Genomic DNA, 24,596 nt, shown 5'->3' with positions numbered 1-24,596 from the left:
GTACGCGGGTGCGTACCGGGCCCGAGGCGTCGGTGCGGGTGTCCGGCCGGTCAGCGGGCCGCGTGGACCCCACCGGCGGTGGTCGCCGTGACCCCGACCCCGCCGAGGGGCGCCGGGGCGGTGGCGCCGGCGGGAGCCGCTGCCGGGGCCGCCGTGCCGGCCGTGCCCGGACCGGCCTTCGGGGGCCGGCGCAGGCCGAGGTCCTTGAGCTTGAGGGCGGGCTTCTCCACCAGGAACCAGGAGCAGAGCGCCGCGAGGAGCGCCAGCGCCACCGACAGGGCCGTGTAGACGGCGTAGCCGTGGCGGTTGACCTCCCAGAGGGTCAGGCACTGCTGGATCGGGAAGGCGTAGATGTAGACGCCGTACGAGAGGTCGACCTTGGTGCCGACCTTGGTCAGCGGGCCGGGCATCCGCGCGGCCAGGACGAGCAGCACGTAGGCGAAGGCCGGCAGGCCGATGACGGTGAAGCCGCCGTAGTGGGCGGTGGCGAGGACGACGCCGAACGCCAGCACACCGGCGACCGGGTTGATCGGGAGGCGCTTCTTGTAGAGCTCGGCGACCGCGCCGAGGCCGAACATGAAGCCCACCGGCAGCAGCATCTCCATGCTCAGCCAGTCGAGGAACGGGAAGCGCCAGCCCTGCAGGTCGGTCGGGGCGTAGAGCGGCAGGCGCAGCCGGTCGAAGTCCACCGCCATCGACACCAGGTAGGCGTACATGCCGGCGACCAGCAGGGCCACCGCCCAGCGGGCCCGGTGGAGGATCCCGAGCGCGGCGAGCGCGGCGACCGCGAGGTAGCAGAACACCTCGTAGGAGAGCGACCAGACCGAGCCGTTGAAGGCGGTCGGGTGCGGGTTGTGGTCCAGCAGGCCGGAGACGCCCCACTGGCCGACGCCGATCCCGTAGTTGGCCTTGAGGTAGGACCACGGCCCCTGGGGGTGCGACCAGAAGCCGTCGAGCCGGCCCTGGTGGTACGCGACGAGCGGCGCGATGACGAGCGCCGTGACCAGCAGGCAGACCCAGAGACCGGGAAGGATGCGGATCGCCCGGTTCCACATGAACCGGCCGGTGCTCAGCCGCATGCCACTGCGGGTGATCAGCAGGCCGGAGAGGACGAAGAAGCCGGCGACCGCCATCGCGCCGACGTTCGTCTGGCCTTGCGCCTGGTCGTAACCGAGGTCGTGCTTCCCCATGCCGAGCGGCATGGCATGGGCGAAGATCACCGAGAGCGCGAGGACGAGACGCAGCAGTCCGAAGCCGTTCTTGCGTCCGAGCGCCTCGGACAGCGGGGGGCAAGCCAGCAAGGCGGGCCGCTTGCGCTGAGTGCGTGACATGTGTGGAGGCTCCGGGCCGGTAGGTGAGCCAGGCGGCCCCGGGTGTCGGGGGCGGCCCTGGGGTCGGTGGCGAGGGATTGCACGAGTGGCTGTTCCCAGCTTATCGGGGCCGTTTTCGAGCCGTGGGGGCGCGGCGGCGTGGCGACCACTCGGCGGTCACGTTATGACACGCCTGCGGCCTGTGGCTACCATGAGCGTCACGCTGGGTGTGGTATGTGAACGGGCCGGATGCGATCGGTCCGTGTACGCCGCGACCGGGAAGCGCATGACCTGGTGCGCCACTTGTTAGCGTGACCTCCGCAGCCGGCCCGTTCGGACGAACGGTCCGGCGGAGTGGGCCGCGGTCGGGCCGGGCGGTCTGCCGAAATCCTATGCGGAGCCGGACTAGGAAGAGTCGGAGTTCAGTGCAGACTTCAGCGGAAACTGTCGAGGAGCACCGGGACGGTGCTCGGACGGGCGGACAGCCGGTCGCCGCGTCCCGGTCGACGGGTCTGACGGCCCGGGCTGTGCAGCGGTTCGAGGAGGCCCGCGGCCGGCGGTGGTTCTGGCCGGCCGCCCTGGTGGTCGGGTACGCCGTCGAGGTCGCCTTCCGGCTGGTGCTCGTCCGCCACCTGAGCTACCCCTCGGTGCACGCGGACGAGGACTCCTACCTCGTCCTGGCCCGTGTGCTCGCCGGACGCCAGACCACCGAGATGCCGGTCGGCGTGGTGATCCCCGGGGGCTACCCGCTGCTGATCTCCCCGGCCCTGCGGCTCTCCGACGACCCGGCGATGGCCTACCACCTGATCATGGGGATCAACGCGCTGCTCAACGCGCTGGTCTTCCCGCTGGCCTACCTGGCGCTCCGCCGCCTGGGCCTGCGCCGGCTGCTGGCGTACGTGTTCGCCGGGGTCACCGCGCTGCTGCCGCCGGTGATCTTCTACTCCGAGTACGTCATGGCGGACACCGTCCTGCCGGTGCTGATCCTGGCCTGGCTGCTCTGCATGCACGGCTGGCTGAGCGACGGCCCCACCAAGCACCGCTACTGGTACGCGGCCGGCACGGGTGCCGCCGCCGCCTACTCGCTGGCGACGCACGACCGCGGCGGCGTCGTGGTGGCCCTGACCGGGGTGGTCTTCGTCGGCGTCCTGCTGCTGCGCTGGGCGCCGTGGCGGACCACCGTGGCGGGCCTCGGTGCGCTGGGTGCCGGCGTGCTCTTCGCCAAGGCGCTGTCCTGGTGGCTCAACCGCCAGTTCGAGGTGGAGCCGAGCAAGGTCGGCTCGTACCTGTGGGACGGCCTGAAGAACCCCGACATCCTGCAGCGCACGCTGACCAGGACCACCGGGCAGATCTGGTACTTCATCGTCTCCACCTGGGGCATCGGCGGCCTGGCGGTCGTCACCTGCCTGTTCGCGCTCTTCAGCAGCCGCTTCCCGCGCCCGCACCGGATCGTCGGCGGCGTCATGGTGGCGCTGCTCTTCGGCACCGCGCTGGCCTCCGCCGCGGCCCTCCCGGACGACGCGCGGATCGACAACTGGGTCTACGCCCGCTACCTGTCGTACCTGGTCCCGGTCGCCTTCGTGGCCGGCGTCGCCGTCCTGGCCCGGTTCGGCCGGCGCAGCCTCGGCTACGCGGTGGCCGGCACGGTCGGCCTGACCCTGCTCCTCGCCCAGCTGGTGATCTGGTCGGCGGGCTCGCAGCTGTACAAGCAGGTCTTCATCGGCTGGGGCATGCCGGACGTCCTGTTCCTGGCCAGCGACTGGAGCAAGCTGAACATGATGCGGTCGACGACCGCGGCGTTCATCATCCTCGGCGCGGTCGTGATGCTCCTGCTCGCGGGCGGACGCAAGGTCCTCTGGGCGGTCGGCCTCTCGCTCGCGCTGTTCGCCGGGTTCGCGACGACCACCATCACCGAGCAGATCACCGACCCGTACACGTCCTGGCGCAAGACCTACGCGACCGGCTTCACCAAGGCCGCCGGCATCAAGCCCAAGGACAACGTGGTGCTCGCCTGGGACCTCGACGGCAGCACGCGGATGGCCCAGGCCTACGAGGTCTACCTCGGCCGGGTCTGGTACCGCGACCCCCGCTGGCAGCCCGTCCCCCCGCAGGCGAACGTGATCGTCACCCCGCTGCCGGAGGAGGGCAAGGCGCCCGAGGCCTACTGGCACGACCACCCGGCGCAGTGGTACGTCGAGCGGGTCAACAAGGGCCAGGGCTGGATGGTCTGGCGCAAGCACTGAGCGTCACACGGTCCGGCCGCCGCGTGACGTCGCGCGGCCGGGCCGTGCGGTCGGGGCCGGTGGGGGATACCCCCACCGGCCCCGATTGGCTTTACGGCTGCTCCATGTGGCAGTATGTCCAAGTTGCTCGGTTGAGTGCCGATGCTGCGCGCCTCCCGCCGGGAGGACTGGAAGCGAGTCCCATGTACTCGTCGTTCCCGTGATGGCCGTTCATGTGTTCACGGACAGTGTGTGGACACAGTGGTGTGAAGTCGACACCGCGGCAGCTGCGGGGCGAAAGTACGGGAATCTTCCGGGAAGCGTGAGCGGGGCCTCAACGCGGGCGTCCACGGAACCGACGGGTTCCACCGACCACAGCTGATACCGACGGAGTGATTCGCCGGTTTTTTGCAAGCGCGGGCGCGACACGCCCGAGCGCGGGGGTCGGAGGACGACCGTGCAGTGACTTATGACAAAAGGACTACAAGGTAGCCATGGCGGGACAGAAGATCCGCATCCGGCTCAAGGCCTACGACCACGAGGTCATCGACTCCTCGGCGAAGAAGATCGTCGAGACGGTGATCCGAACTGGTGCGCAGGTCGCAGGCCCGGTGCCGCTGCCCACTGAGAAGAACGTGTACTGCGTCATCCGCTCGCCGCACAAGTACAAGGACTCGCGCGAGCACTTCGAGATGCGTACTCACAAGCGTCTGATCGACATCCTCGACCCCACGCCGAAGACGGTTGACTCGCTCATGCGTCTCGACCTGCCGGCTGGCGTCGACATCGAGATCAAGCTCTGAGAGGCGCACCGAAGATGGCTAAGCAGATTAAGGGCATCCTGGGCGAGAAGCTCGGCATGACCCAGGTCTGGGACGAGAACAACCGGATCGTTCCGGTGACCGTCGTCAAGGCTGGGCCCAATGTCGTGACCCAGGTCCACACCGCCGACAGCCCGGCCGGCTACGACGCCGTGCAGATCGGCTTCGGCGAGATCGACCCCCGCAAGGTGAACAAGCCCCTCGCGGGCCACTTCGCCAAGGCCGGCGTCACCCCGCGTCGTCACCTGGTCGAGCTCCGTACGACGGACGCGTCCGAGTACACCCTCGGCCAGGAGATCACCGCGGAGCTGTTCGAGGCGGGTGTCAAGGTCGACGTGACCGGCACCTCCAAGGGCAAGGGCTTCGCCGGTGTCATGAAGCGCCACAACTTCCGGGGCCTCGGCGCCGGTCACGGTGTGCAGCGCAAGCACCGCTCGCCCGGCTCGATCGGTGGCTGCGCCACCCCGGGTCGTGTGTTCAAGGGCGTACGGATGGCCGGCCGGATGGGCCACGAGCGCGTGACCACCCAGAACCTGACCATCCATGCCGTTGACGCGGAGAAGGGGCTGCTCCTCATCAAGGGCGCAATCCCGGGCCCGAACGGCGGCCTCGTCCTCGTCCGCACCGCGGCGAAGGGGCTGTGAGGATATGAGCACCATTGACATCCTGTCGCCCTCGGGCGACAAGACCGGCAGCCTGGAGCTTCCGGCCGAGATCTTCGACGCGAGGGTCAGCGTTCCGCTGATGCACCAGGTCGTCGTGGCGCAGCTCGCTGCGGCCCGTCAGGGCACCCACAAGACCAAGACTCGTGGCGAGGTCCGCGGTGGCGGCAAGAAGCCGTACCGCCAGAAGGGCACCGGCCGCGCCCGTCAGGGCTCGACCCGCGCCCCGCAGTTCGCCGGCGGTGGCGTCGTGCACGGTCCCGTGCCGCGTGACTACTCGCAGCGGACGCCCAAGAAGATGATCGCCGCCGCCCTCCGCGGTGCGCTCACCGACCGGGCCCGCCACAACCGCATCCACGTCGTCACCGACGTGATCGCGGCCGAGGCGCCGTCGACCAAGGCCGCCAAGGGTCTGTTCGGCAAGATCACCGAGCGCAAGAACATCCTCCTCGTCGTCGAGCGTGCCGACGAGCTGGGTCTGAAGAGCGCCCGCAACCTGCCGCACGTGCACATCCTGGACGCCGGCCAGCTGAACACCTACGACGTGCTCGTCTCCGACGACGTGGTCTTCACCCAGGCCGCCTTCGAGCGTTTCGTGGCGGGTCCCGCCGCGTCCGCCAAGGCCGTGGCTGCTGAGGGCGAGCTCGAAGGGAGCGCCGCCTGATGGCTGCAGAGATCACGAGCAAGACGTTCACGGACCCCCGTGATGTCCTGGTGAAGCCGGTCATCTCCGAGAAGAGCTACTCGCTCCTCGACGAGAACAAGTACACGTTCGTCGTGTCGCCCGGTGCCAACAAGACCCAGATCAAGCAGGCCGTCGAGGCGGTCTTCTCGGTCAAGGTCGAGTCCGTCAACACGCTCAACCGTCAGGGCAAGCGCAAGCGCTCCAAGACGGGTTTTGGCAAGCGCAAGGACACCAAGCGCGCCATCGTGACGCTGGCTGAGGGCAACCGCATCGACATCTTCGGTGGTCCGACCTCCTGACGGAGGCCGTGATCGTCGATCAAGACGAGGACGAAAATGGGTATCCGCAAGTACAAGCCGACTACGCCGGGCCGCCGTGGCTCCAGCGTGGCCGACTTCGTCGAAATCACGCGGTCCACGCCGGAAAAGTCGCTGGTTCGCCCCCTGCACAGCAAGGGCGGCCGTAACAACGCCGGTCGGATCACCGTTCGCCACCAGGGTGGCGGTCACAAGCGCGCCTACCGTGTGATCGACTTCCGTCGTCACGACAAGGACGGCGTGCCGGCCAAGGTCGCGCACATCGAGTACGACCCGAACCGCACCGCGCGCATCGCGCTCCTGCACTACGCGGACGGCGAGAAGCGCTACATCATCGCTCCGCGCGGCATCGCGCAGGGTGACCGGGTCGAGAACGGCGCCGGCGCCGACATCAAGCCCGGCAACAACCTGCCGCTTCGCAACATCCCGGTCGGTACGACCATCCACGCGGTGGAGCTGCGTCCCGGTGGCGGTGCCAAGATGGCCCGCTCCGCCGGTGCCGGCATTCAGCTGCTGGCGCGTGAGGGCAAGATGGCGCACCTGCGCATGCCCTCCGGTGAGATCCGCCTGGTCGACGCGCGCTGCCGCGCGACCGTCGGCGAGGTCGGCAACGCCGAGCAGTCGAACATCAACTGGGGCAAGGCCGGCCGTATGCGCTGGAAGGGCGTTCGCCCGACCGTGCGTGGTGTGGCCATGAACCCGATCGACCACCCGCACGGTGGTGGTGAGGGTAAGACCTCCGGTGGTCGCCACCCGGTCTCGCCGTGGGGCCAGAAGGAGGGTCGTACCCGTCGCCCGAAGAAGGCGTCGGACGCTCTCATCGTGCGCCGCCGCAAGACCAACAAGAAGCGCTAGGAGCAGGTCAGATGCCGCGCAGTCTCAAGAAGGGCCCCTTCATTGACGGCCACCTTCTCAAGAAGGTGGACGCGCAGAACGAGGCGGGTACCCAGAACGTCATCAAGACCTGGTCCCGTCGCTCCGTGATCTTCCCGGCCATGCTCGGCCACACGATCGCGGTGCACGATGGCCGTAAGCACGTCCCGGTGTTCGTCACCGAGTCGATGGTCGGCCACAAGCTCGGCGAGTTCGCGCCGACGCGTACCTTCCGCGGTCACGTCAAGGACGACCGCAAGTCGAAGCGTCGCTAGTCGCCAGCGAGATTACCGACTCAATGACTTACACCAGCAAGGGGACAACCATGGAAGCCAGGGCCCAGGCGCGGTACATCCGCGTCACGCCCATGAAGGCCCGCCGCGTGGTGGACCTCATCCGTGGCCTGAACGCCACGGAGGCCCAGGCGGTCCTGCGTTTCGCTCCGCAGGCCGCGACCGTGCCGGTCGGCAAGGTGCTCGACAGCGCCATTGCCAACGCCGCGCACAACTACAACCACTCCAACGTGGACGACCTCGTCATCAGCGAGGCGTACGTTGACGAGGGCCCGACCCTGAAGCGGTTCCGTCCGCGTGCCCAGGGCCGTGCCTACCGGATCCGCAAGCGGACCAGCCACATCACCGTGGTCGTCAGCAGCAAGGAAGGGACCCGGTAATGGGCCAGAAGGTTAACCCGCACGGGTTCCGCCTCGGCATCAGCACGGACTTCAAGTCCCGCTGGTACGCCGACAAGCTGTACAAGGACTACGTCAAGGAAGACGTCGCCATTCGTCGCATGATGACGAAGGGCATGGAGCGCGCCGGCATCTCCAAGGTCGAGATCGAGCGCACCCGCGACCGCGTCCGCGTCGACATCCACACCGCGCGCCCCGGCATCGTCATCGGTCGCCGTGGCACCGAGGCCGACCGCATCCGCGGCGACCTCGAGAAGCTGACCGGCAAGCAGGTCCAGCTGAACATCCTCGAGGTCAAGAACCCCGAGCTGGACGCCCAGCTCGTGGCTCAGGGCGTCGCGGAGCAGCTGTCCTCCCGCGTCTCCTTCCGCCGTGCCATGCGCAAGTCGATGCAGGGCACCATGAAGTCCGGCGCCAAGGGCATCAAGGTCCAGTGCTCCGGTCGTCTCGGCGGCGCCGAGATGAGCCGTTCGGAGTTCTACCGCGAGGGCCGTGTGCCGCTGCACACCCTGCGCGCGAACGTCGACTACGGCTTCTTCGAGGCCAAGACGACCTTCGGCCGTATCGGCGTGAAGGTCTGGATCTACAAGGGCGACGTCAAGAACATCGCCGAGGTCCGCGCTGAGAACGCCGCTGCCCGCTCGGGCAACCGTCCGGCCCGTCCCGAGGGTGGTCGTCCCGCCCGCGGTGGCGAGCGCCGTGGTGGCGAGCGCGGTGGCCGTGGCCGTCGTCCCGCCGGTGCCGAGGCTCAGGCCCCGGTCGCCGCCGAGACCCCGGCTGCCGAGAACACCGGAACGGAGGCCTGACCGCAATGCTGATCCCCCGTCGGGTCAAGCACCGCAAGCAGCACCACCCCAAGCGCCGCGGCGCTGCCAAGGGTGGCACCGAGCTCGCCTTCGGCGAGTACGGCATCCAGGCCGTCACCCCGGCCTACGTGACGAACCGGCAGATCGAGTCCGCTCGTATCGCCGTCACCCGTCACATCAAGCGTGGCGGCAAGGTCTGGATCAACATCTACCCGGACCGTCCGCTCACCAAGAAGCCGGCCGAGACCCGCATGGGTTCCGGTAAGGGTTCGCCCGAGTGGTGGATCGCGAACGTGCACCCGGGTCGGGTCATGTTCGAGCTGTCGTACCCCAACGAGAAGGTGGCTCGTGAGGCGCTGACCCGCGCAGCTCACAAGCTCCCGATGAAGTGCCGGATCATCCGGCGCGAGGCAGGTGAGAGCTGATGTCGGCCGGCACCAAGGCTGCTGACCTCCGCGAGCTGGACAACGAGGGTCTCGTTGCCAAGCTCCGTGAGGCCAAGGAGGAGCTGTTCAACCTCCGCTTCCAGGCGGCGACCGGGCAGCTCGACAACCACGGACGGCTCAAGCTGGTCCGTAAGGACATCGCGCGGATCTACACCCTGATGCGCGAGCGCGAGCTGGGCATCGAGACGGTGGAGAACGCCTGATGACTGAGAACACCAACGAGACGCGCGGTTTCCGCAAGACCCGTGAGGGCCTCGTCGTCAGCGACAAGATGGACAAGACCGTCGTCGTCGCCGTCGAGGACCGCGTCAAGCACGCGCTGTACGGCAAGGTCATCCGCCGTACGAACAAGCTGAAGGCGCACGACGAGGCGAACGCCTGCGGCATCGGCGACCGGGTCCTCCTCGCGGAGACCCGCCCGCTGTCCGCGACGAAGCGCTGGCGCGTCGTCGAGATCCTCGAGAAGGCCAAGTAACGAAGTTGATGCGGTACGGCCGTATGTGCACCAGGTCCCTCGCGGGCGCTGGTGTGAGCAGCGGCCGGCCCGTCAGCTCTCGTTGACGATCAGGAGAAAGCTGTGATCCAGCAGGAGTCGCGACTGCGTGTCGCCGACAACACGGGCGCGAAGGAAATCCTTTGCATCCGCGTTCTCGGTGGTTCCGGTCGCCGCTACGCCGGTATCGGGGACGTCATCGTCGCCACCGTCAAGGACGCGATCCCCGGCGGTTCGGTGAAGAAGGGTGACGTCGTCAAGTGCGTCGTCGTCCGTACCGTGAAGTCGCGCCGTCGTCCCGACGGTTCGTACATCCGGTTCGACGAGAACGCCGCTGTCGTTCTCAAGAACACCGACGGTGACCCCCGCGGTACCCGCATCTTCGGCCCGGTGGGCCGCGAGCTGCGCGACAAGAAGTTCATGAAGATCATCTCGCTTGCGCCGGAGGTGCTCTAACCCATGGCGAACAGCATGAAGATCAAGAAGGGTGACCTGGTCCAGGTCATCACCGGCAAGGACCGCGGCAAGCAGGGCAAGGTCATTCAGGCCATGCCCGCCGAGAACAAGGTCCTGGTCGAGGGTGTGAACCGGGTCAAGAAGCACACCAAGCCGGGCCCGGGTACTCAGGGTGGCATTGTCACCGTCGAGGCCCCGGTGCACGTCTCCAACGTCCAGCTGGTCGTGGAGAAGGACGGCAAGAAGGTCGTCACCCGCGTTGGCTACCGCTTCGATGACGAGGGCAACAAGATCCGCGTTGCCAAGCGAACCGGTGAGGACATCTGATGTCTGAGACGTCTGTTGAGAAGGTGACCCCCCGTCTCAAGGAGCGTTACAACTCCGAGATCAAGGGTCAGCTGCAGGAGCAGTTCTCGTACGAGAACGTCATGCTGACGCCCGGCCTGGTCAAGGTCGTCGTCAACATGGGTGTCGGCGAGGCCGCCCGTGACAGCAAGCTGATCGAGGGCGCGATCCGCGACCTGACCGCGATCACCGGTCAGAAGCCGGCCGTGACCAAGGCTCGCAAGTCCATCGCGCAGTTCAAGCTGCGCGAGGGCCAGCCGATCGGCACCCACGTCACCCTCCGTGGTGACCGCATGTGGGAGTTCCTGGACCGTCTGGTGTCGCTGGCTCTGCCGCGTATCCGTGACTTCCGCGGTCTCTCCCCCAAGCAGTTCGACGGCCGTGGCAACTACACCTTCGGTCTGACCGAGCAGGTCATGTTCCACGAGATCGACCAGGACAAGGTCGACCGTCAGCGCGGTATGGACATCACCGTCGTGACCACCGCTCAGACCGACGACGAGGGCCGGGCGCTCCTGCGCGCTCTGGGCTTCCCGTTCAAGGAGGCGTGAGCCAATGGCGAAGAAGTCCCTCATCGCGAAGGCCGAGCGGAAGCCGAAGTTCGGCGTCCGGGCCTACACCCGGTGCCAGCGCTGCGGTCGTCCGCACTCGGTGTACCGCAAGTTCGGCCTCTGCCGTGTGTGCCTCCGTGAGATGGCCCACCGCGGCGAGCTGCCGGGCGTGACCAAGAGCTCCTGGTAGTCCAGGACCTCGCGGTAACGCCATAGCGAAGCAGGTGTGCCCGATCCCACAGTGCCCCGTTTTTGGGGCTGCGTACGGAATCCCGTAAGGTAGTGAGGTCGGGCCCCCTGTCGCGGGAGCTCCATAGCTGCCGTCGACCCTCTTCGGAGGGCTCGCACCCAGTCTTACGACGCCGCAGGTCCCCTGCGTCTGTGCCCCTGCCGCACTCCTCGGAGTGCGGCAGGGGGACCTGGCGCGGAGAAACCACGGCGAGAGAGGCCTGAGGCCATCATGACCATGACCGACCCCATCGCAGACATGCTCACGCGTCTGCGTAACGCGAACTCGGCGTACCACGATTCCGTGGCGATGCCGGCCAGCAAGATCAAGGCGCACGTCGCCGAGATCCTGCAGCAGGAGGGGTACATCTCCTCCTACAAGGTTGAGGAGCCCGTCGAGGGCGAGGTCGGCAAGAAGCTGACCATCGAGCTCAAGTTCGGCCCCAACCGTGAGCGCTCGATCGCTGGCATCAAGCGGATCAGCAAGCCGGGCCTGCGGGTCTACGCAAAGTCCACCAACCTGCCGAAGGTGCTCGGCGGCCTGGGCGTGGCGATCATCTCCACGTCCTCGGGTCTCCTCACCGACAAGCAGGCTGCCAAGAAGGGCGTAGGCGGAGAAGTTCTCGCCTACGTCTGGTAATTCGGGAAACGGAGGTACAGCAATGTCGCGCATTGGACGGCTGCCCATCCCGGTTCCCGCCGGCGTGGACGTCACCATCGATGGCCAGGCGGTCTCGGTGAAGGGCCCGAAGGGCTCCCTCACCCACCACGTCGCCGCGCCGATCGAGATCGGCAAGGGCGAGGACGGCAACCTGCTCGTCACCCGCCCCAACGACGAGCGTCTGTCGAAGGCCCTGCACGGCCTTTCCCGCACGCTGGTGGCGAACATGATCACCGGCGTGACCGCGGGCTACCGCAAGTCGCTGGAGATCAGCGGTGTCGGCTACCGAGTTCTGGCGAAGGGCTCCAACATGGAGTTCCAGCTGGGCTACAGCCACCCGATCCTGGTCGAGGCCCCGGAGGGCATCACCTTCGTCGTCGAGTCGGCCACCAAGTTCCACGTGGACGGCATCGACAAGCAGAAGGTCGGCGAGGTCGCCGCAAAGATCCGCAAGCTGCGCAAGCCCGACCCGTACAAGGCCAAGGGCGTCAAGTACGCGGGCGAGGTCATCCGCCGCAAGGTCGGAAAGAGTGGTAAGTAAGCGATGAGCGTCTCTGTCAAGATCGGCAAGGGCAACGCCTACAAGAGCGCCGCTCGCAAGCGCCGCGCGATCCGCGTTCGCAAGCGCGTCGTCGGCACCGAGGTGCGTCCGCGCCTCGTCGTGACGCGCTCGAACCGTCACATGGTCGCCCAGGTCATCGACGACGCGCAGGGTCACACCCTGGCGTCGGCGTCCACCCTCGACGTGTCCATCAAGGGCGCCGAGGGCGACAAGACCGAGCTGGCCAAGAAGGTCGGGAGCCTGGTCGCCGAGCGCGCCAAGGCTGCCGGCATCGAGTCGGTCGTCTTCGACCGCGCGGGCAACCGGTACGCCGGCCGCATCGCCGCCCTGGCGGACGCGGCCCGCGAGGCCGGGCTCGACTTCTAAGCCGCTCGTCGGCTCAGTCGACGGACGTAATCGAGAGAGGTAATTCCAATGGCTGGACCCCAGCGCCGCGGTAGCGGCGCCGGCGGCGGCACCGGCGGTGGCGAGCGGCGTGACCGTAAGCGTGACGACCGGGGCAACGCCCCCGCCGTCGAGAAGACCGCTTACGTCGAGCGTGTGGTCGCGATCAACCGTGTCGCCAAGGTTGTCAAGGGTGGTCGTCGTTTCAGCTTCACCGCGCTGGTCGTGGTGGGCGACGGTGACGGCACCGTAGGTGTCGGTTACGGGAAGGCGAAGGAGGTTCCGGCCGCCATCGCCAAGGGTGTTGAGGAGGCCAAGAAGAACTTCTTCAAGGTCCCCCGTATCCAGGGCACCATCCCGCACCCGATCCAGGGCGAGAAGGCTGCCGGCGTCGTGCTCCTGAAGCCGGCTGCCCCCGGTACCGGTGTTATCGCCGGTGGCCCGGTGCGTGCCGTGCTGGAGTGCGCCGGTATTCACGACATCCTGTCGAAGTCGCTCGGCTCCGACAACGCGATCAACATCGTGCACGCCACGGTGGCCGCTCTGAAGGGCCTCGTGCGCCCCGAGGAGATCGCCGCCCGTCGTGGCCTGCCGCTGGAGGACGTGGCTCCCGCGGCTCTGCTGCGGGCTCGTGCTGCAGGGGTGAGCGCCTGATGGCTCGCCTGAAGATCACGCAGACCAAGTCCTACATCGGCAGCAAGCAGAACCACCGCGAGACGCTGCGCTCGCTGGGTCTGAAGCGCATGCACGATGTGGTCGTCAAGGAGGACCGTCCCGAGATCCGCGGGATGGCCCAGACCGTGCGTCACCTCGTCACGGTCGAGGAGGTGGACTGAGATGGCTGACTCGCCGATCAAGGTGCACAACCTGCGTCCCGCCCCGGGTGCCAAGACCGCCAAGACCCGTGTCGGTCGTGGTGAGGGCTCCAAGGGTAAGACCGCCGGTCGTGGCACCAAGGGCACCAAGGCCCGCTACCAGGTTCCGCAGCGCTTCGAGGGTGGCCAGATGCCCCTCCACATGCGCCTGCCGAAGCTGAAGGGCTTCAAGAACCCGTTCAAGATCACGTTCCAGGTTGTCAACCTCGACAAGCTGGCCGAGCTCTACCCGCAGGGTGGCGAGGTCACTGTCGAGGACCTGGTCGCCAAGGGCGCGGTTCGCAAGAACTCCCTCGTCAAGGTGCTCGGCACCGGCGAGATCTCGGTCGCCCTGCAGGTGACGGTCGACGCCGTCTCCGGCTCGGCCACCGAGAAGATCACCGCCGCCGGCGGTACCGTCACCGAGCTCGTCTGAGCCCGCTGACTTCGTGAGCCCCGCACTTCCCCTCAGGGAGGTGCGGGGCTTGCGCCGTTTCCGGCCGCGCCCTTTCCCGGCGGTCCGGATTCCGGTGATCCGCCCTCGTTCTTTTGTGTGGCAAAACCGGGCATCCCGTACCCCGTGAGTGGGGGAGGGACGGTACGCGCTTCTTTCGAGCGGCCGCGCACTGTTAGAGTCCGTGGAGTTCCCTTGTAGGCTGCGCGTAGGCTCGCCTGTGCCGTCTGTACGGGGGCCCGTACCGCCCAAACTCCCATTCAGGACCGACCCTCCCGCCGACGACGCGCGGGAGGCGCAGGAGGCACCGTGCTCAGTGCGTTCGCGCGGGCGTTCCAGACGCCCGACCTGCGCAAGAAGCTGCTGTTCACGCTGGGCATCATGGTGCTGTTCCGGCTGGGCTCGCACATCCCTGTTCCAGGGGTGGACTTCCAGGCGGTTCACGCCTGTATCAAGGAGACCAAGAACAACGGCCTCTTCGGACTGGTCAACCTGTTCAGCGGTGGCGCGCTCCTCCAGCTGACGATCTTCGCCCTCGGCATCATGCCGTACATCACGGCGAGCATCATCCTCCAGCTCCTCACGGTCGTGATCCCGCGACTCGAGGCGCTGAAGAAGGAGGGCCAGGCCGGTACCGCGAAGATCACGCAGTACACCCGGTACCTGACCATCGCGCTCGCGGTGCTCCAGGGCACCGGCATCGTGGCGACGGCCTCCAGCGGCGCGCTCTTCTCCGGCTGCGTCTACGCCAACCAGATCGTGCCGGACACCGGGGTCTTCCGGATCGCCGTGATGGTCCTGACCATGACCGCCGGCACCACGGTGATCATGTGGCTGGGCGAGCTGATCACCGACCGCGGCATCGGCAACGGCATGTCGCTGCTGATCTTCACCTCGATCGCCGCGCAGTTCCCGACCTCGATGTGGGCCATCAAGGGTTCCGGCACCATCGGCGGTGGCTGGGTCGAGTTCCTCTCCGTCATCGCGATCGGCGTCATCGTTGTGATGCTCGTCATCTTCGTCGAGCAGGCGCAGCGGCGGATCCCGGTGCAGTACGCGAAGCGGATGATCGGCCGCCGGGCCTTCGGCGGCACGTCGACCTACATCCCGCTGAAGGTGAACCAGGCCGGTGTCATCCCGGTCATCTTCGCCTCGTCCCTGCTGTACATCCCGGCCCTGGTGGTCCAGCTGACCAACAGCCAGTCCGGCTGGGCGGTGTGGATCAACCAGCACTTCGTCCGCGGTGACCACCCGGTCTACATGGCCACGTACTTCCTGCTGATCGTCTTCTTCGCCTTCTTCTACGTCGCCATCTCCTTCAACCCCGAAGAAGTTGCCGACAACATGAAGAAGTATGGTGGGTTCATCCCGGGTATCCGGGCCGGCCGCCCGACGGCCGAGTACCTGAACTACGTGCTCACCCGCATCACGTGGCCGGGTTCGCTCTACCTGGGCCTGATCGCGTTGATCCCGATGATCGCCCTGGTCGCCTTCGGACAGCAGACCAACTTCCCGTTCGGCGGCACCAGCGTCCTCATCGTCGTCGGCGTCGGACTCGAAACTGTGAAGCAGATCGAGAGCCAGCTCCAGCAGCGCAATTACGAAGGGTTCCTCCGCTGATGCGTATCGTCCTCGTCGGGCCTCCCGGGGCCGGGAAGGGTACTCAGGCGCACTTGCTCGCCAAGACCCTGTCCATTCCCCACATCTCCACCGGCGACCTCTTCCGCGCCAACATCGGCCAGGGCACCCCGCTGGGTGTCGAGGCCAAGAGCTACATGGACGCGGGCCGGCTGGTGCCGGACGAGGTCACGATCGGGATGGCCAAGGACCGGATGCTCCAGGAGGACGCCGTCAACGGCTTCCTGCTGGACGGCTTTCCGCGCAACCTTGGCCAGGCCAAGGCGCTGGACGAGTTCCTCACCGAGCAGGGCATCGCGCTCGACGGCGTGCTGGACCTGGAGGTCCCCGAGGACGAGGTGGTCCGGCGGATCGCCGGCCGTCGCCTCTGCCGCAACGACGGCGGCCACGTGTTCCACGTGGACTACAACGCGCCGAAGACCGAGGGCGTCTGCGACGAGTGCGGCGGCGAGCTGTACCAGCGTTCGGACGACACCGAGGACAAGGTGCGGACGCGGCTGGAGGTCTACCACACGGAGACCGAGCCGATCATCGACTACTACCGCCAGCAGGGCCTGATCGCGACGATCCCGGCCCTCGGCAAGGTGGACGAGGTCACCGCCCGCGCGATCGAGGCGCTGAAGCAGGACAGCTGAGTTTTTTTGAGCGGCGTACCTACGGCCGCGTTGCCCTTCCGGGGCAGCGCGGCCGTAGGTCGTCGTACGGTGGAACGAGTGCACGGCCGCCCGGCAAGGACCGCGCGGGAGACCAAGGAAGGCGTGACCAGATGGTGGAGATCAAGACCTCCGAGCAGATCGCGAAGATGCGAGCGGCCGGACTGGTCGTCGCCGAGGCGCTCAAGGCGTGCCGCGAGGCGGTAGCCCCGGGTGTGACCACCCAGGAACTCAACGACATCGCCGACAAGGTCATCACGGACCACGGCGCGACCTCCAACTTCCGCGCCCACCACGGCGGGCTCTGGTTCCCCGGTGTGATCTGCGCCTCGGTGAACAACGAGGTCGTGCACGGCATCCCGGGCGACCGGGTGCTGGAGGAGGGCGACCTGATCTCGATCGACTGCGGCGCCATCCTGGACGGCTGGCACGGCGACGCGGCGATCTCGGTGGCCGTCGGCGAGGCCCGGCCCGAGGTGGAGATGCTGAGCCGCGTCACCGAGGGCTCGATGTGGGCCGGCATCGCCCAGATGAAGAAGGGCAACCGCCTGGTCGACGTCTCCAAGGCGATCGAGGGCTTCATCCGCCGCCAGCCGCTGCCGCCGAAGGGCAAGTGGGGCATCACCGAGGGCTACGGCGGCCACGGCATCGGCACCGCGATGCACATGGAGCCGCACGTCCTGAACTACGTCGAGCGCGGCCGCGGGAAGGGCCCCAAGCTGATCCCCGGCACCGTGCTGGCCATCGAGCCCATGGTGTCGCTCGGCACGCCGCACACGACGGTGCTGGAGGACGACTGGACCGTCGTGACCAACGACGGTACCTGGGCCTCGCACTGGGAGCACTCGGTGGCCGTGACCGAGGAGGGGCCGCTGGTGCTGACCTCCTTCGACGGCGGCCGGGCCGAGCTGGCCAAGCTCGGCATCACCGCAGCTCCGGACCCGCTCGCCTAGTCGTCGGAGCCCGGTCGGGGCGGCCGTTCGCCGCCGCCCGCGAGGCCGACTGCCGGGTCCGACGACGGACCGGAGCCCTGGGGGTTTGGACCTCCAGGGCTTTTGTCCTATTTTTATCGGCTGGCAGTGGCTTCAGAGGCTCGGAGCGTCCCCGGACGGCTTCGACCGGCAAACGGCTTCGATCGAGCAGGAGAGAGCAGTGCTCAAGGGATTCCGCGAATTCATGATGCGCGGCAACGTCGTCGACATGGCGGTCGGTGTCGTCATCGGCGCCGCGTTCACCGGGGTGGTGACCGGCTTCGTGTCGGCCTTCCTCACCCCGCTGGTGGGTGTCGTGGTCGGCGCGGCGGGCGACTTCGGCTCGTACAAGGCCAACGTGGCGGGGGTCATCTTCCCGTACGGCCAGTTCCTGAACGTGCTGATCGCGTTCCTGATGACCGCCGCGGTGCTCTACTTCTGCGTCGTCCTGCCGGTGACCAAGGCGACCGCCCGCTACCTGCCGAAGAAGCCGAAGACCCCGAGGCGCCCGTGCCCGGAGTGCCTGACCGAGATACCCGAGGCCGCCCGCCGCTGCTCGGCCTGCACCGCCCACGTGGAGCCGCTGCGGGTCGTCGCCCCGCACTGACCGGGCCCCGGTTTTGGTCCACCCCTCGCGCTGGCGTAGGATGGACCGTCGGCTCACTCGTAGCGTGCTTCAGCACGCCCTCTTCCCCCTCGGGGGTCGGGGTGGACCCAGGTTCGCACGAGCGTGCCGCATACGGTAGCCGGTCCCGGAAGGTGGATCTCGCAGTTCATGGCTAAGAAGCAAGGCGCCATTGAGATCGAGGGCACCGTGATCGAGTCTCTTCCGAACGCGATGTTCAAGGTCGAGCTGCAGAACGGTCACAAGGTCCTCGCGCACATCAGTGGCAAGATGCGCATGCACTACATCCGCATCCTGCCGGACGACCGGGTCGTGGTGGAGCTCAGCCCCTACGACCTCACGCGTGGCCGGATCGTCTACCGCTACAAGTAAGAACGTCAGATCTAGACCCGGAGAACCTGAACATGAAGGTCAAGCCGAGCGTCAAGAAGATCTGCGACAAGTGCAAGGTGATCCGCCGCCACGGCCGGGTCATGGTGATCTGCGACAACCTGCGCCACAAGCAGCGCCAGGGCTGATCAGTTCCCCCCCAGCATTTCTCGTAGTACTTCGCGCGACGCGAAAAACGTCATAAGCGGGCTGCCCGATCCGTCCGTCAGTGGACGGACTGCCACCCCCGGTCAGAGGCCGGGGCTCCATCGTCGAGAGGCGTAGGAGTAGGTAGCACGCGAGACCTCTGAAGAAGCACAGGAGCCTTGAATGGCACGCCTCGCCGGCGTTGATCTCCCCCGTGAGAAGCGGATCGAGATCGCCCTTACCTACGTGTACGGCATCGGCCGTACCCGCGCCCAGCAGACCCTGGTCGAGACCGGTGTCAACCCCGATGTCCGCGTGCGCGACATCAGCGAGGAAGACCTCGTCAAGCTGGGTCAGTACATCGACGCCAACTACACGGTCGAGGGTGACCTCCGCCGTGAGGTGGCCGCCGACATCCGCCGCAAGGTCGAGATCGGCTGCTACGAGGGTCTGCGTCACCGTCGCGGCCTGCCGGTCCGCGGCCAGCGCACCCACACCAACGCGCGTACCCGCAAGGGCCCGCGTCGCGCGATCGCCGGTAAGAAGAAGCCGGGCAAGAAGTAGTCCGTCCCGTCACCGGACATCCCTCCGGCCCGCGGGTCAGCGGACCGACCACCTCAGTAGGAGAACAGACTTATGCCCCCCAAGGGTCGTCAGGCTGCCGGCGCGAAGAAGATCCGCCGCAAGGAAAAGAAGAACGTGGCTCACGGCCACGCGCACATCAAGAGCACGTTCAACAACACGATCGTGTCGATCACCGACCCCGCGGGCAACGTGATCTCCTGGGCCTCTGCCGGCCACGTCGGCTTCAAGGGCTCGCGCAAGTCCACCCCGTTCGCCGCGCAGATGGCCGCTGAGGCCGCTGCCCGTCGCGCGCAGGAGCACGGCATGCGCAAGGTCGACGTCTTCGTGAAGGGTCCGGGCTCCGGCCGCGAGACCGCGATCCGCTCGCTCCAGGCCACCGGCCTGGAGGTCGGTTCGATCCAGGACGTCACCCCCACCCCGCACAACGGCTGCCGTCCGCCGAAGCGCCGCCGCGTCTGACGCAGCGCCTTCGGGCACGCGGGTTCTGCTTCAAGCCTTCGTACGGGGTCCCACGCGGTGTGTCACTGCCGGCGGGACCCCGTACGCTGGTTCTGTTCGGCATCAAATAGTGGGTGCCGAAGATCACTGGAGGATTTGACACATGCTGATCGCTCAGCGTCCCTCGCTGACCGAAGAGGTCGTCGACGAATTCCGCTCGCGGTTCGTGATCGAGCCGCTGGAGCCGGGCTTCGGCTACACCCTCGGCAACTCGCTCCGCCGCACCCTCCTGTCGTCGATCCCGGGTGCCGCTGTCACCAGCATCCGCGTCGACGGCGTCCTGCACGAGTTCACCACCGTGCCGGGCGTCAAGGAGGACGTCACCGACCTCATCCTCAACATCAAGCAGCTGGTCGTCTCCTCGGAGCACGACGAGCCGGTCGTGATGTACCTGCGCAAGCAGGGCCCGGGTGTGGTCACCGCCGCCGACATCGCCCCGCCGGCCGGTGTCGAGGTGCACAACCCCGAGCTGGTCCTCGCCACGCTGAACGGCAAGGGCAAGCTGGAGATGGAGCTGACCGTCGAGCGCGGTCGCGGCTACGTCTCCGCCGTGCAGAACAAGGCCTCCGGCCAGGAGATCGGCCGCATCCCGGTCGACTCGATCTACAGCCCCGTGCTGAAGGTCACCTACAAGGTCGAGGCCACCCGTGTCGAGCAGCGGACCGACTTCGACAAGCTCATCGTCGACGTCGAGACCAAGCCCGCCATGCGTCCGCGCGACGCCATGGCCTCGGCCGGCAAGACCCTGGTGGAGCTGTTCGGTCTCGCCCGCGAGCTGAACATCGACGCCGAGGGCATCGACATGGGCCCGTCCCCCACGGACGCCGCCCTGGCCGCCGACCTGGCGCTGCCGATCGAGGAGCTGGAGCTCACCGTCCGCTCCTACAACTGCCTCAAGCGCGAGGGCATCCACACCGTGGGTGAGCTCGTGGCCCGCTCCGAGGCCGACCTGCTCGACATCCGCAACTTCGGTGCGAAGTCGATCGACGAGGTCAAGGCGAAGCTGGCCGGCATGGGCCTGGCCCTCAAGGACAGCCCGCCCGGGTTCGACCCGACCGCCGCCGCCGACGCCTTCGGCGCCGACGACCTGGACGACGCGGGTTACGCGGAGACCGAGCAGTACTAAGAGTTTGACCGTGGGAACGGCCGCTCCGGCGGCCGTTCCGGCGGGTCAGTGAAAAGCCGTACGGGCACCGTGCCCGTACGCCCGCTGCGGTACCTGGTACGGCCGCAGTCGGAGATTCGAGGAGTAATTCCATGCCGCGTCCCACCAAGGGTGCCCGCCTCGGCGGCGGCCCGCACCACGAGCCGCTGCTGCTCGCCGGTCTGTGCCGGGAGCTCTTCCAGTACGGCCGCATCACCACGACCGAGGCCAAGGCCCGTCGGATGCGCCCGCTGGCGGAGAAGCTCATCACCAAGGCGAAGAAGGGCGACATCCACAACCGTCGCCTGGTGCGCAAGACCATCACCGACATCTCGGTGCTGCACACCCTCTTCACCGAGATCGCGCCGCGCTACGAGAACCGCCCGGGTGGCTACACCCGCATCACCAAGATCGGCGGTCGCCGCGGCGACAACGCGCCGATGGCCGTGATCGAGCTGGTCGAGGCGCTGACCGTCGCGCAGACCGCCGTCGGCGAGGCCGAGGGCGCCACCAAGCGTGCCGTCAAGGAGGCCGACGCCAAGGTCGAGGCCACCAAGGCCGACGAGGCGAAGGCCGACGAGGCCGAGGCCACCGAGCAGGCCTGACACCTTCCGGTGTAGTGCGGGCCCGTTCTCCCATCCGTGGGGGAGCGGGCCCGTTCCTTCTGTCTGGACCCCTCTGGGAGAGAAGCAGTGGTCAACGATTGCGCCGAGCGGCCGCCGGTCAAGGACGGCCCGGCCGACGGGTACGTCCGGATCCGGTTCGACCTCGCCTACCAGGGCGCCGAGTTCTCCGGATGGGCCCGCCAGCGCGGCGGTCGCCGCACCGTCCAGGAGGAGATCGAGACCGCGCTGCAGATCGTCACCCGGAGCCCGGAGCTCCACCCCCTGACGGTGGCCGGCCGCACCGACGCCGGTGTGCACGCCCGGGGCCAGGTCGCGCACGTCGACCTGCCGGACGAACTCTGGGCCCAGCACGGCGGGAAGCTGCTCCGGCGGCTGGCCGGGCGACTCCCCGGTGACGTCCGGATCTACCGGGTGAGCGAGGCCCCCGCGGGCTTCGACGCCCGTTTCTCGGCGATCTGGCGCCGGTACGCCTACCGGGTCGCCGACCACCCCGGCGGGGTCGACCCGCTGCTGCGCGGGCACGTGCTCTGGCACGACCGGCCGCTGGACGTCGAGAAGATGAACGCCGCCGCCGAACTGCTCCTCGGCGAGCACGACTTCGCCGCGTACTGCAAGAAGCGCGAGGGCGCCACGACCATCCGCACCCTGCTGGAGCTGCGCTGGGACCGCGTGCCGGTGGACGCCTACGCCGCGCAGGAGGGCTCGCTGGCGGTCGCCACCGTCCGGGCCGACGCCTTCTGCCACAACATGGTGCGGGCGCTGGTCGGCGCGATGCTGCTGGTCGGCGACGGGCACCGGCCGGTGGAGTTCCCCGGTGAGGTGCTGGCCGGCGGCGTCCGCAACTCGGCGGTCAACGTCATCCGGCCCCACGGGCTGACGCTGGAGGAGGTCGGCTACCCGGCGGACGAGCTGCTCGCCGAGCGCAACCGGGCGGCCCGCCGGATGCGGACCCTGCCCGGACGGCCGGTGGTCGGCTAATCCGTTTTGGTCCTGGGCGGCGGCTTGGGAGAATCGTCCGCATGGGACACGTCGAGATTTCGCACCTTGAGTACTACCTGCCGGACGGGCGGGTGCTTTTCGACGACGCGTCCTTCCGGGTCGGCGAGGGCACCGCGGTCGCCCTGGTGGGCGCCAACGGCGCCGGCAAGACCACCCTCCTGCGCATGATCGCGGGCGACCTCCAGCCGCACGGCGGCTCGGTGACGATCAGCGGCGGCCTCGGCGTGATGCGCCAGTTCGTCGGCACCACCGGCCGCGAGGGCAGGCAGGAGGACGAGGACCGGCAGGGCCCGGCCCCGCTGGCCGCCGACGCCTCCGTCCGTGACCTGCTGGTCTCCGTCGCCCCCGAGCGGATCGCCGTCGCGGCCCGCGCGGTCGACGCCGCCGAGCTGGCGATGATCGCCCAGGACGACGAGAAGACGCAGATGGCGTACGCCCAGGCGCTCTCCGACTGGGCCGACGTCGGCGGCTACGACTACGAGACCGACTGGGACGTCTGCACGACGGCGGCCCTCGGCATGCCCTTCGACAAGGCCCAGTGGCGCGGCCTCAACACGCTCTCCGGCGGTGAGCAGAAGCGCCTCGTCCTGGAGGCGCTGCTGCGCGGCCCCGAGGAGGTGCTGCTGCTGGACGAGCCGGACAACTACCTGGACGTCCCCGGCAAGCGCTGGCTGGAGGAGGCGATCAGGGCCACCCCGAAGACCGTGCTCTACATCTCGCACGACCGCGAGCTCCTCTCCCGGACCGCCGAGAAGATCATCAGTGTCGAGTCCGGCGCGGCCGGCAGCAGTGTCTGGGTCCACGGCGGCGGCTTCGACTCCTTCCACGAGGCCCGCAAGGACCGCTTCGCCCGCTTCGAGGAGCTCGGCCGGCGCTGGGACGAGGAGCACGCCAAGCTCAAGAAGCTCGTCGTCACGCTGCGTCAGGCCGCCTCCGTCAGCCACGCGCTGGCCACCCGCTACGCGGCGGCGCAGACCCGGCTGAAGAAGTTCGAGGAGGCCGGCCGTCCGGAGGAGCCCCCGCGCGAGCAGAGCATCACCATGCGGCTCAAGGGCGGCCGGACGGGCGTGCGCGCCTTCACCATGGAGCAGCTGGAGCTCACCGGCCTGATGAAGCCCTTCGACCTGGAGGTCTTCTACGGCGAACGGATCGGCGTCCTCGGTTCCAACGGCTCCGGCAAGTCGCACTTCCTGCGCCTCCTCGCGGGGGACACCACGGTCGCGCACACCGGTGGCTGGAAGCTCGGCGCCCGGGTGGTGCCCGGCCACTTCCGGCAGACCCACGCCCATCCGGAGCTGCTCGGCCGCACCGTCCGCTCGATCGTCGAGGAGGAGCACGCGCTCAGCCGCGGCGCCGCGATGGGCGCCCTGCGCCGGTACGAGCTGGACCGGCAGGAGGAGCAGAAGTTCGAGTCGCTCTCCGGCGGGCAGCAGGCCCGGCTGATGATCCTCAAGCTGGAGCTCTCCGGGGTCACCGCGCTGCTGCTCGACGAGCCGACCGACAACCTGGACCTGGAGAGCGCGGAGGCGCTGCAGGCCGGGCTGGAGGCCTTCGACGGCACCGTGCTGTGCGTCACGCACGACCGCTGGTTCGCGAAGGCCCTGGACCGTTTCGTGGTGTTCGGCGCGGACGGCCGCGTCTACGAGTCGACGGAGCCGGTCTGGGACGTCACCCGGGTCGAGCGGGATCGCTGACCTGGCGTTCCGGCGCGGTGCGGGGCGGTCCGGGCCGTACCGCGCCGGGCCGGGTGATGTCCGGAGCCTGTGCGGTTCCGGTCGTTCGGGTGCCGTTCGTGACCGTTCGGGGACCGGTTCAGGGTCCGTTCGGGAGCGGTTCAGGACAGTCCCGGGGCGGGTTCCGCCGGGCGAATTTTGACCCTCCCCGGTAGTCCCGGTAGCCTGGGCGCTTGATGTGCGTATTGGCTCGCTCTATCTCACGTGAGAGGTCGGTACGCCGGAGATATCAGGTCGACCACCCAGCGGCCCCCCTTGAATTGCGTCCAAGGCGGCCAGGCTGATGCCCTCGACCGGGTGCTCCTGTCAGGACTCACTCACTGAAAAGCAGAGGCTACGACCGTGCGTACGTACAGCCCCAAGCCCGGCGACGTCCAGCGTCAGTGGCACGTCATCGACGCGACCGACGTCGTGCTCGGCCGCCTGGCCTCCCAGGCCGCCAACCTCCTCCGGGGTAAGCACAAGGCGATCTACGCGCCGCACGTTGACACCGGTGACTTCGTCATCATCATCAACGCGGACAAGGTGCACCTGTCGGGTAACAAGAAGACCCAGAAGCTGGCGTACCGCCACAGCGGCTTCCCGGGCGGTCTCCGCTCGGTCCGCTACGACGACCTCCTGGCGAACAACCCGGAGAAGGCCGTCGAGAAGGCCATCAAGGGCATGGTCCCCAAGAACAGCCTGGGCCGCCAGATGCTCTCGAAGCTGAAGGTCTACTCGGGCGACCAGCACCCGCACGCTGCCCAGCAGCCGGTGCCGTTCGAGATCACCCAGGTCGCGCAGTAAC

General features: G+C 68.1%; 36 protein-coding genes. 35 read left to right on the top strand and 1 reads right to left on the bottom strand.

Annotation, left to right across the window (positions count from 1 at the left end; translation table 11 throughout):
• Positions 1 to 50: 50 nt before the first annotated feature.
• Positions 51 to 1,331, bottom strand: coding sequence for an acyltransferase family protein (locus tag ACFWIC_RS31750; RefSeq protein ID WP_380359689.1), 1,281 nt, complete (start codon positions 1,329 to 1,331; stop codon positions 51 to 53).
• 506 nt (positions 1,332 to 1,837) lie between these two features.
• On the opposite strand from ACFWIC_RS31750, the gene ACFWIC_RS31745 reads away from it, so the two are divergent.
• From ACFWIC_RS31745 to rplM, 35 genes are all read left to right on the top strand, one after another.
• Positions 1,838 to 3,553, top strand: a complete 1,716-nt coding sequence (locus ACFWIC_RS31745) for a phospholipid carrier-dependent glycosyltransferase (RefSeq protein ID WP_329950391.1) — start codon at positions 1,838 to 1,840, stop codon at positions 3,551 to 3,553.
• A 473-nt stretch (positions 3,554 to 4,026) separates the two neighbouring features.
• A complete protein-coding gene (gene rpsJ, locus ACFWIC_RS31740; RefSeq protein WP_012785157.1) occupies positions 4,027 to 4,335 on the top strand; it encodes a 30S ribosomal protein S10 in 309 nt (102 codons plus the stop codon).
• A gap of 14 nt (positions 4,336 to 4,349) precedes the next feature.
• Positions 4,350 to 4,997 (top strand): 50S ribosomal protein L3, encoded by a 648-nt coding sequence (gene rplC, locus ACFWIC_RS31735; protein ID WP_327677876.1) that lies wholly within the window; start codon positions 4,350 to 4,352, stop codon positions 4,995 to 4,997.
• A 4-nt stretch (positions 4,998 to 5,001) separates the two neighbouring features.
• On the top strand, positions 5,002 to 5,679 hold the full coding sequence (gene rplD, locus ACFWIC_RS31730) for a 50S ribosomal protein L4 (RefSeq protein ID WP_329885383.1): 678 nt from the start codon (positions 5,002 to 5,004) through the stop codon (positions 5,677 to 5,679).
• A complete protein-coding gene (gene rplW, locus ACFWIC_RS31725; protein ID WP_030393296.1) occupies positions 5,679 to 5,999 on the top strand; it encodes a 50S ribosomal protein L23 in 321 nt (106 codons plus the stop codon). Before rplD ends, rplW begins: the two co-directional genes overlap by 1 nt.
• A 36-nt stretch (positions 6,000 to 6,035) precedes the next feature.
• The gene (gene rplB / locus ACFWIC_RS31720) at positions 6,036 to 6,872 is read left to right on the top strand and encodes a 50S ribosomal protein L2 (protein ID WP_329885382.1); all 837 of its coding nucleotides are present in this window, start codon (positions 6,036 to 6,038) and stop codon (positions 6,870 to 6,872) included.
• Positions 6,873 to 6,883: 11 nt separating this feature from the next.
• The gene (gene rpsS / locus ACFWIC_RS31715; protein ID WP_030055821.1) at positions 6,884 to 7,165 is read left to right on the top strand and encodes a 30S ribosomal protein S19; all 282 of its coding nucleotides are present in this window, start codon (positions 6,884 to 6,886) and stop codon (positions 7,163 to 7,165) included.
• A gap of 50 nt (positions 7,166 to 7,215) precedes the next feature.
• A complete protein-coding gene (gene rplV, locus ACFWIC_RS31710) occupies positions 7,216 to 7,563 on the top strand; it encodes a 50S ribosomal protein L22 (RefSeq protein ID WP_045304593.1) in 348 nt (115 codons plus the stop codon).
• Positions 7,563 to 8,387 (top strand): 30S ribosomal protein S3, encoded by an 825-nt coding sequence (rpsC, locus tag ACFWIC_RS31705; RefSeq protein WP_329885381.1) that lies wholly within the window; start codon positions 7,563 to 7,565, stop codon positions 8,385 to 8,387. The genes rplV and rpsC overlap by 1 nt, the downstream gene beginning before the upstream one ends.
• Before the next feature lie 5 nt (positions 8,388 to 8,392).
• Positions 8,393 to 8,812: a 50S ribosomal protein L16 gene (gene rplP, locus ACFWIC_RS31700; RefSeq protein WP_030055824.1), complete on the top strand. Its 420-nt coding sequence runs from the start codon at positions 8,393 to 8,395 to the stop codon at positions 8,810 to 8,812.
• Positions 8,812 to 9,036 (top strand): 50S ribosomal protein L29, encoded by a 225-nt coding sequence (gene rpmC / locus ACFWIC_RS31695; protein ID WP_063348970.1) that lies wholly within the window; start codon positions 8,812 to 8,814, stop codon positions 9,034 to 9,036. Before rplP ends, rpmC begins: the two co-directional genes overlap by 1 nt.
• Positions 9,036 to 9,308 (top strand): 30S ribosomal protein S17, encoded by a 273-nt coding sequence (gene rpsQ, locus ACFWIC_RS31690; protein WP_030055826.1) that lies wholly within the window; start codon positions 9,036 to 9,038, stop codon positions 9,306 to 9,308. The genes rpmC and rpsQ overlap by 1 nt, the downstream gene beginning before the upstream one ends.
• A 102-nt stretch (positions 9,309 to 9,410) precedes the next feature.
• Positions 9,411 to 9,782, top strand: a complete 372-nt coding sequence (gene rplN, locus ACFWIC_RS31685; RefSeq protein ID WP_030393301.1) for a 50S ribosomal protein L14 — start codon at positions 9,411 to 9,413, stop codon at positions 9,780 to 9,782.
• Positions 9,783 to 9,797: 15 nt separating this feature from the next.
• Entirely contained in the window at positions 9,798 to 10,109 is a 312-nt protein-coding gene (rplX, locus tag ACFWIC_RS31680; RefSeq protein ID WP_030055828.1) for a 50S ribosomal protein L24, read from the top strand.
• Positions 10,109 to 10,678, top strand: a complete 570-nt coding sequence (rplE, locus tag ACFWIC_RS31675) for a 50S ribosomal protein L5 (protein WP_030300393.1) — start codon at positions 10,109 to 10,111, stop codon at positions 10,676 to 10,678. Before rplX ends, rplE begins: the two co-directional genes overlap by 1 nt.
• A 4-nt stretch (positions 10,679 to 10,682) precedes the next feature.
• Entirely contained in the window at positions 10,683 to 10,868 is a 186-nt protein-coding gene (locus ACFWIC_RS31670) for a type Z 30S ribosomal protein S14 (RefSeq protein ID WP_030393303.1), read from the top strand.
• A gap of 270 nt (positions 10,869 to 11,138) precedes the next feature.
• Positions 11,139 to 11,546 (top strand): 30S ribosomal protein S8, encoded by a 408-nt coding sequence (gene rpsH, locus ACFWIC_RS31665; RefSeq protein ID WP_030055831.1) that lies wholly within the window; start codon positions 11,139 to 11,141, stop codon positions 11,544 to 11,546.
• A gap of 22 nt (positions 11,547 to 11,568) precedes the next feature.
• A complete protein-coding gene (gene rplF / locus ACFWIC_RS31660; RefSeq protein WP_329885380.1) occupies positions 11,569 to 12,108 on the top strand; it encodes a 50S ribosomal protein L6 in 540 nt (179 codons plus the stop codon).
• 3 nt (positions 12,109 to 12,111) lie between these two features.
• Entirely contained in the window at positions 12,112 to 12,495 is a 384-nt protein-coding gene (rplR, locus tag ACFWIC_RS31655) for a 50S ribosomal protein L18 (protein ID WP_329885379.1), read from the top strand.
• A 48-nt stretch (positions 12,496 to 12,543) separates the two neighbouring features.
• Entirely contained in the window at positions 12,544 to 13,167 is a 624-nt protein-coding gene (gene rpsE, locus ACFWIC_RS31650) for a 30S ribosomal protein S5 (RefSeq protein ID WP_030055834.1), read from the top strand.
• Positions 13,167 to 13,349 (top strand): 50S ribosomal protein L30, encoded by a 183-nt coding sequence (gene rpmD / locus ACFWIC_RS31645; protein ID WP_030300409.1) that lies wholly within the window; start codon positions 13,167 to 13,169, stop codon positions 13,347 to 13,349. Before rpsE ends, rpmD begins: the two co-directional genes overlap by 1 nt.
• A gap of 1 nt (position 13,350) precedes the next feature.
• On the top strand, positions 13,351 to 13,803 hold the full coding sequence (gene rplO / locus ACFWIC_RS31640; RefSeq protein WP_329885378.1) for a 50S ribosomal protein L15: 453 nt from the start codon (positions 13,351 to 13,353) through the stop codon (positions 13,801 to 13,803).
• 327 nt (positions 13,804 to 14,130) lie between these two features.
• Positions 14,131 to 15,441 (top strand): preprotein translocase subunit SecY, encoded by a 1,311-nt coding sequence (gene secY / locus ACFWIC_RS31635; RefSeq protein ID WP_327677856.1) that lies wholly within the window; start codon positions 14,131 to 14,133, stop codon positions 15,439 to 15,441.
• A complete protein-coding gene (locus ACFWIC_RS31630) occupies positions 15,441 to 16,094 on the top strand; it encodes an adenylate kinase (protein WP_329885377.1) in 654 nt (217 codons plus the stop codon). The genes secY and ACFWIC_RS31630 overlap by 1 nt, the downstream gene beginning before the upstream one ends.
• A gap of 131 nt (positions 16,095 to 16,225) precedes the next feature.
• Positions 16,226 to 17,065: a type I methionyl aminopeptidase gene (map, locus tag ACFWIC_RS31625; RefSeq protein WP_329950393.1), complete on the top strand. Its 840-nt coding sequence runs from the start codon at positions 16,226 to 16,228 to the stop codon at positions 17,063 to 17,065.
• Positions 17,066 to 17,264: 199 nt separating this feature from the next.
• Positions 17,265 to 17,690 (top strand): large conductance mechanosensitive channel protein MscL, encoded by a 426-nt coding sequence (mscL, locus tag ACFWIC_RS31620; protein WP_380520606.1) that lies wholly within the window; start codon positions 17,265 to 17,267, stop codon positions 17,688 to 17,690.
• Positions 17,691 to 17,858: 168 nt separating this feature from the next.
• A complete protein-coding gene (gene infA, locus ACFWIC_RS31615; protein ID WP_003956442.1) occupies positions 17,859 to 18,080 on the top strand; it encodes a translation initiation factor IF-1 in 222 nt (73 codons plus the stop codon).
• 32 nt (positions 18,081 to 18,112) lie between these two features.
• Positions 18,113 to 18,226 carry a 50S ribosomal protein L36 gene (rpmJ, locus tag ACFWIC_RS31610; RefSeq protein WP_003956441.1) on the top strand — a complete coding sequence of 38 codons (114 nt, stop codon included), beginning with the start codon at positions 18,113 to 18,115 and terminating at the stop codon, positions 18,224 to 18,226.
• 181 nt (positions 18,227 to 18,407) lie between these two features.
• Positions 18,408 to 18,788, top strand: a complete 381-nt coding sequence (gene rpsM / locus ACFWIC_RS31605; protein WP_063348977.1) for a 30S ribosomal protein S13 — start codon at positions 18,408 to 18,410, stop codon at positions 18,786 to 18,788.
• Between the two features lie 72 nt (positions 18,789 to 18,860).
• On the top strand, positions 18,861 to 19,268 hold the full coding sequence (gene rpsK / locus ACFWIC_RS31600; RefSeq protein ID WP_030232513.1) for a 30S ribosomal protein S11: 408 nt from the start codon (positions 18,861 to 18,863) through the stop codon (positions 19,266 to 19,268).
• A gap of 142 nt (positions 19,269 to 19,410) precedes the next feature.
• Positions 19,411 to 20,433 carry a DNA-directed RNA polymerase subunit alpha gene (locus tag ACFWIC_RS31595; RefSeq protein ID WP_030232516.1) on the top strand — a complete coding sequence of 341 codons (1,023 nt, stop codon included), beginning with the start codon at positions 19,411 to 19,413 and terminating at the stop codon, positions 20,431 to 20,433.
• 131 nt (positions 20,434 to 20,564) lie between these two features.
• Complete coding sequence (gene rplQ / locus ACFWIC_RS31590) at positions 20,565 to 21,056, top strand: 50S ribosomal protein L17 (protein WP_329885374.1); 492 nt, start codon at positions 20,565 to 20,567, stop codon at positions 21,054 to 21,056.
• Positions 21,057 to 21,143: 87 nt separating this feature from the next.
• Positions 21,144 to 22,055, top strand: coding sequence for a tRNA pseudouridine(38-40) synthase TruA (gene truA, locus ACFWIC_RS31585; RefSeq protein ID WP_380359701.1), 912 nt, complete (start codon positions 21,144 to 21,146; stop codon positions 22,053 to 22,055).
• A 41-nt stretch (positions 22,056 to 22,096) separates the two neighbouring features.
• Positions 22,097 to 23,770, top strand: a complete 1,674-nt coding sequence (locus ACFWIC_RS31580; protein ID WP_329950396.1) for an ATP-binding cassette domain-containing protein — start codon at positions 22,097 to 22,099, stop codon at positions 23,768 to 23,770.
• 381 nt (positions 23,771 to 24,151) lie between these two features.
• Positions 24,152 to 24,595 (top strand): 50S ribosomal protein L13, encoded by a 444-nt coding sequence (gene rplM, locus ACFWIC_RS31575; protein WP_014136251.1) that lies wholly within the window; start codon positions 24,152 to 24,154, stop codon positions 24,593 to 24,595.
• Position 24,596 lies beyond the last annotated feature (1 nt).

The organism is Kitasatospora sp. NPDC127035 (genome assembly GCF_042726075.1).
Classification (GTDB): domain Bacteria; phylum Actinomycetota; class Actinomycetes; order Streptomycetales; family Streptomycetaceae; genus Kitasatospora.
The sequence above is the reverse complement of the archived record's forward strand: the minus strand, read 5'-3'. Positions and strand labels throughout refer to the sequence as shown.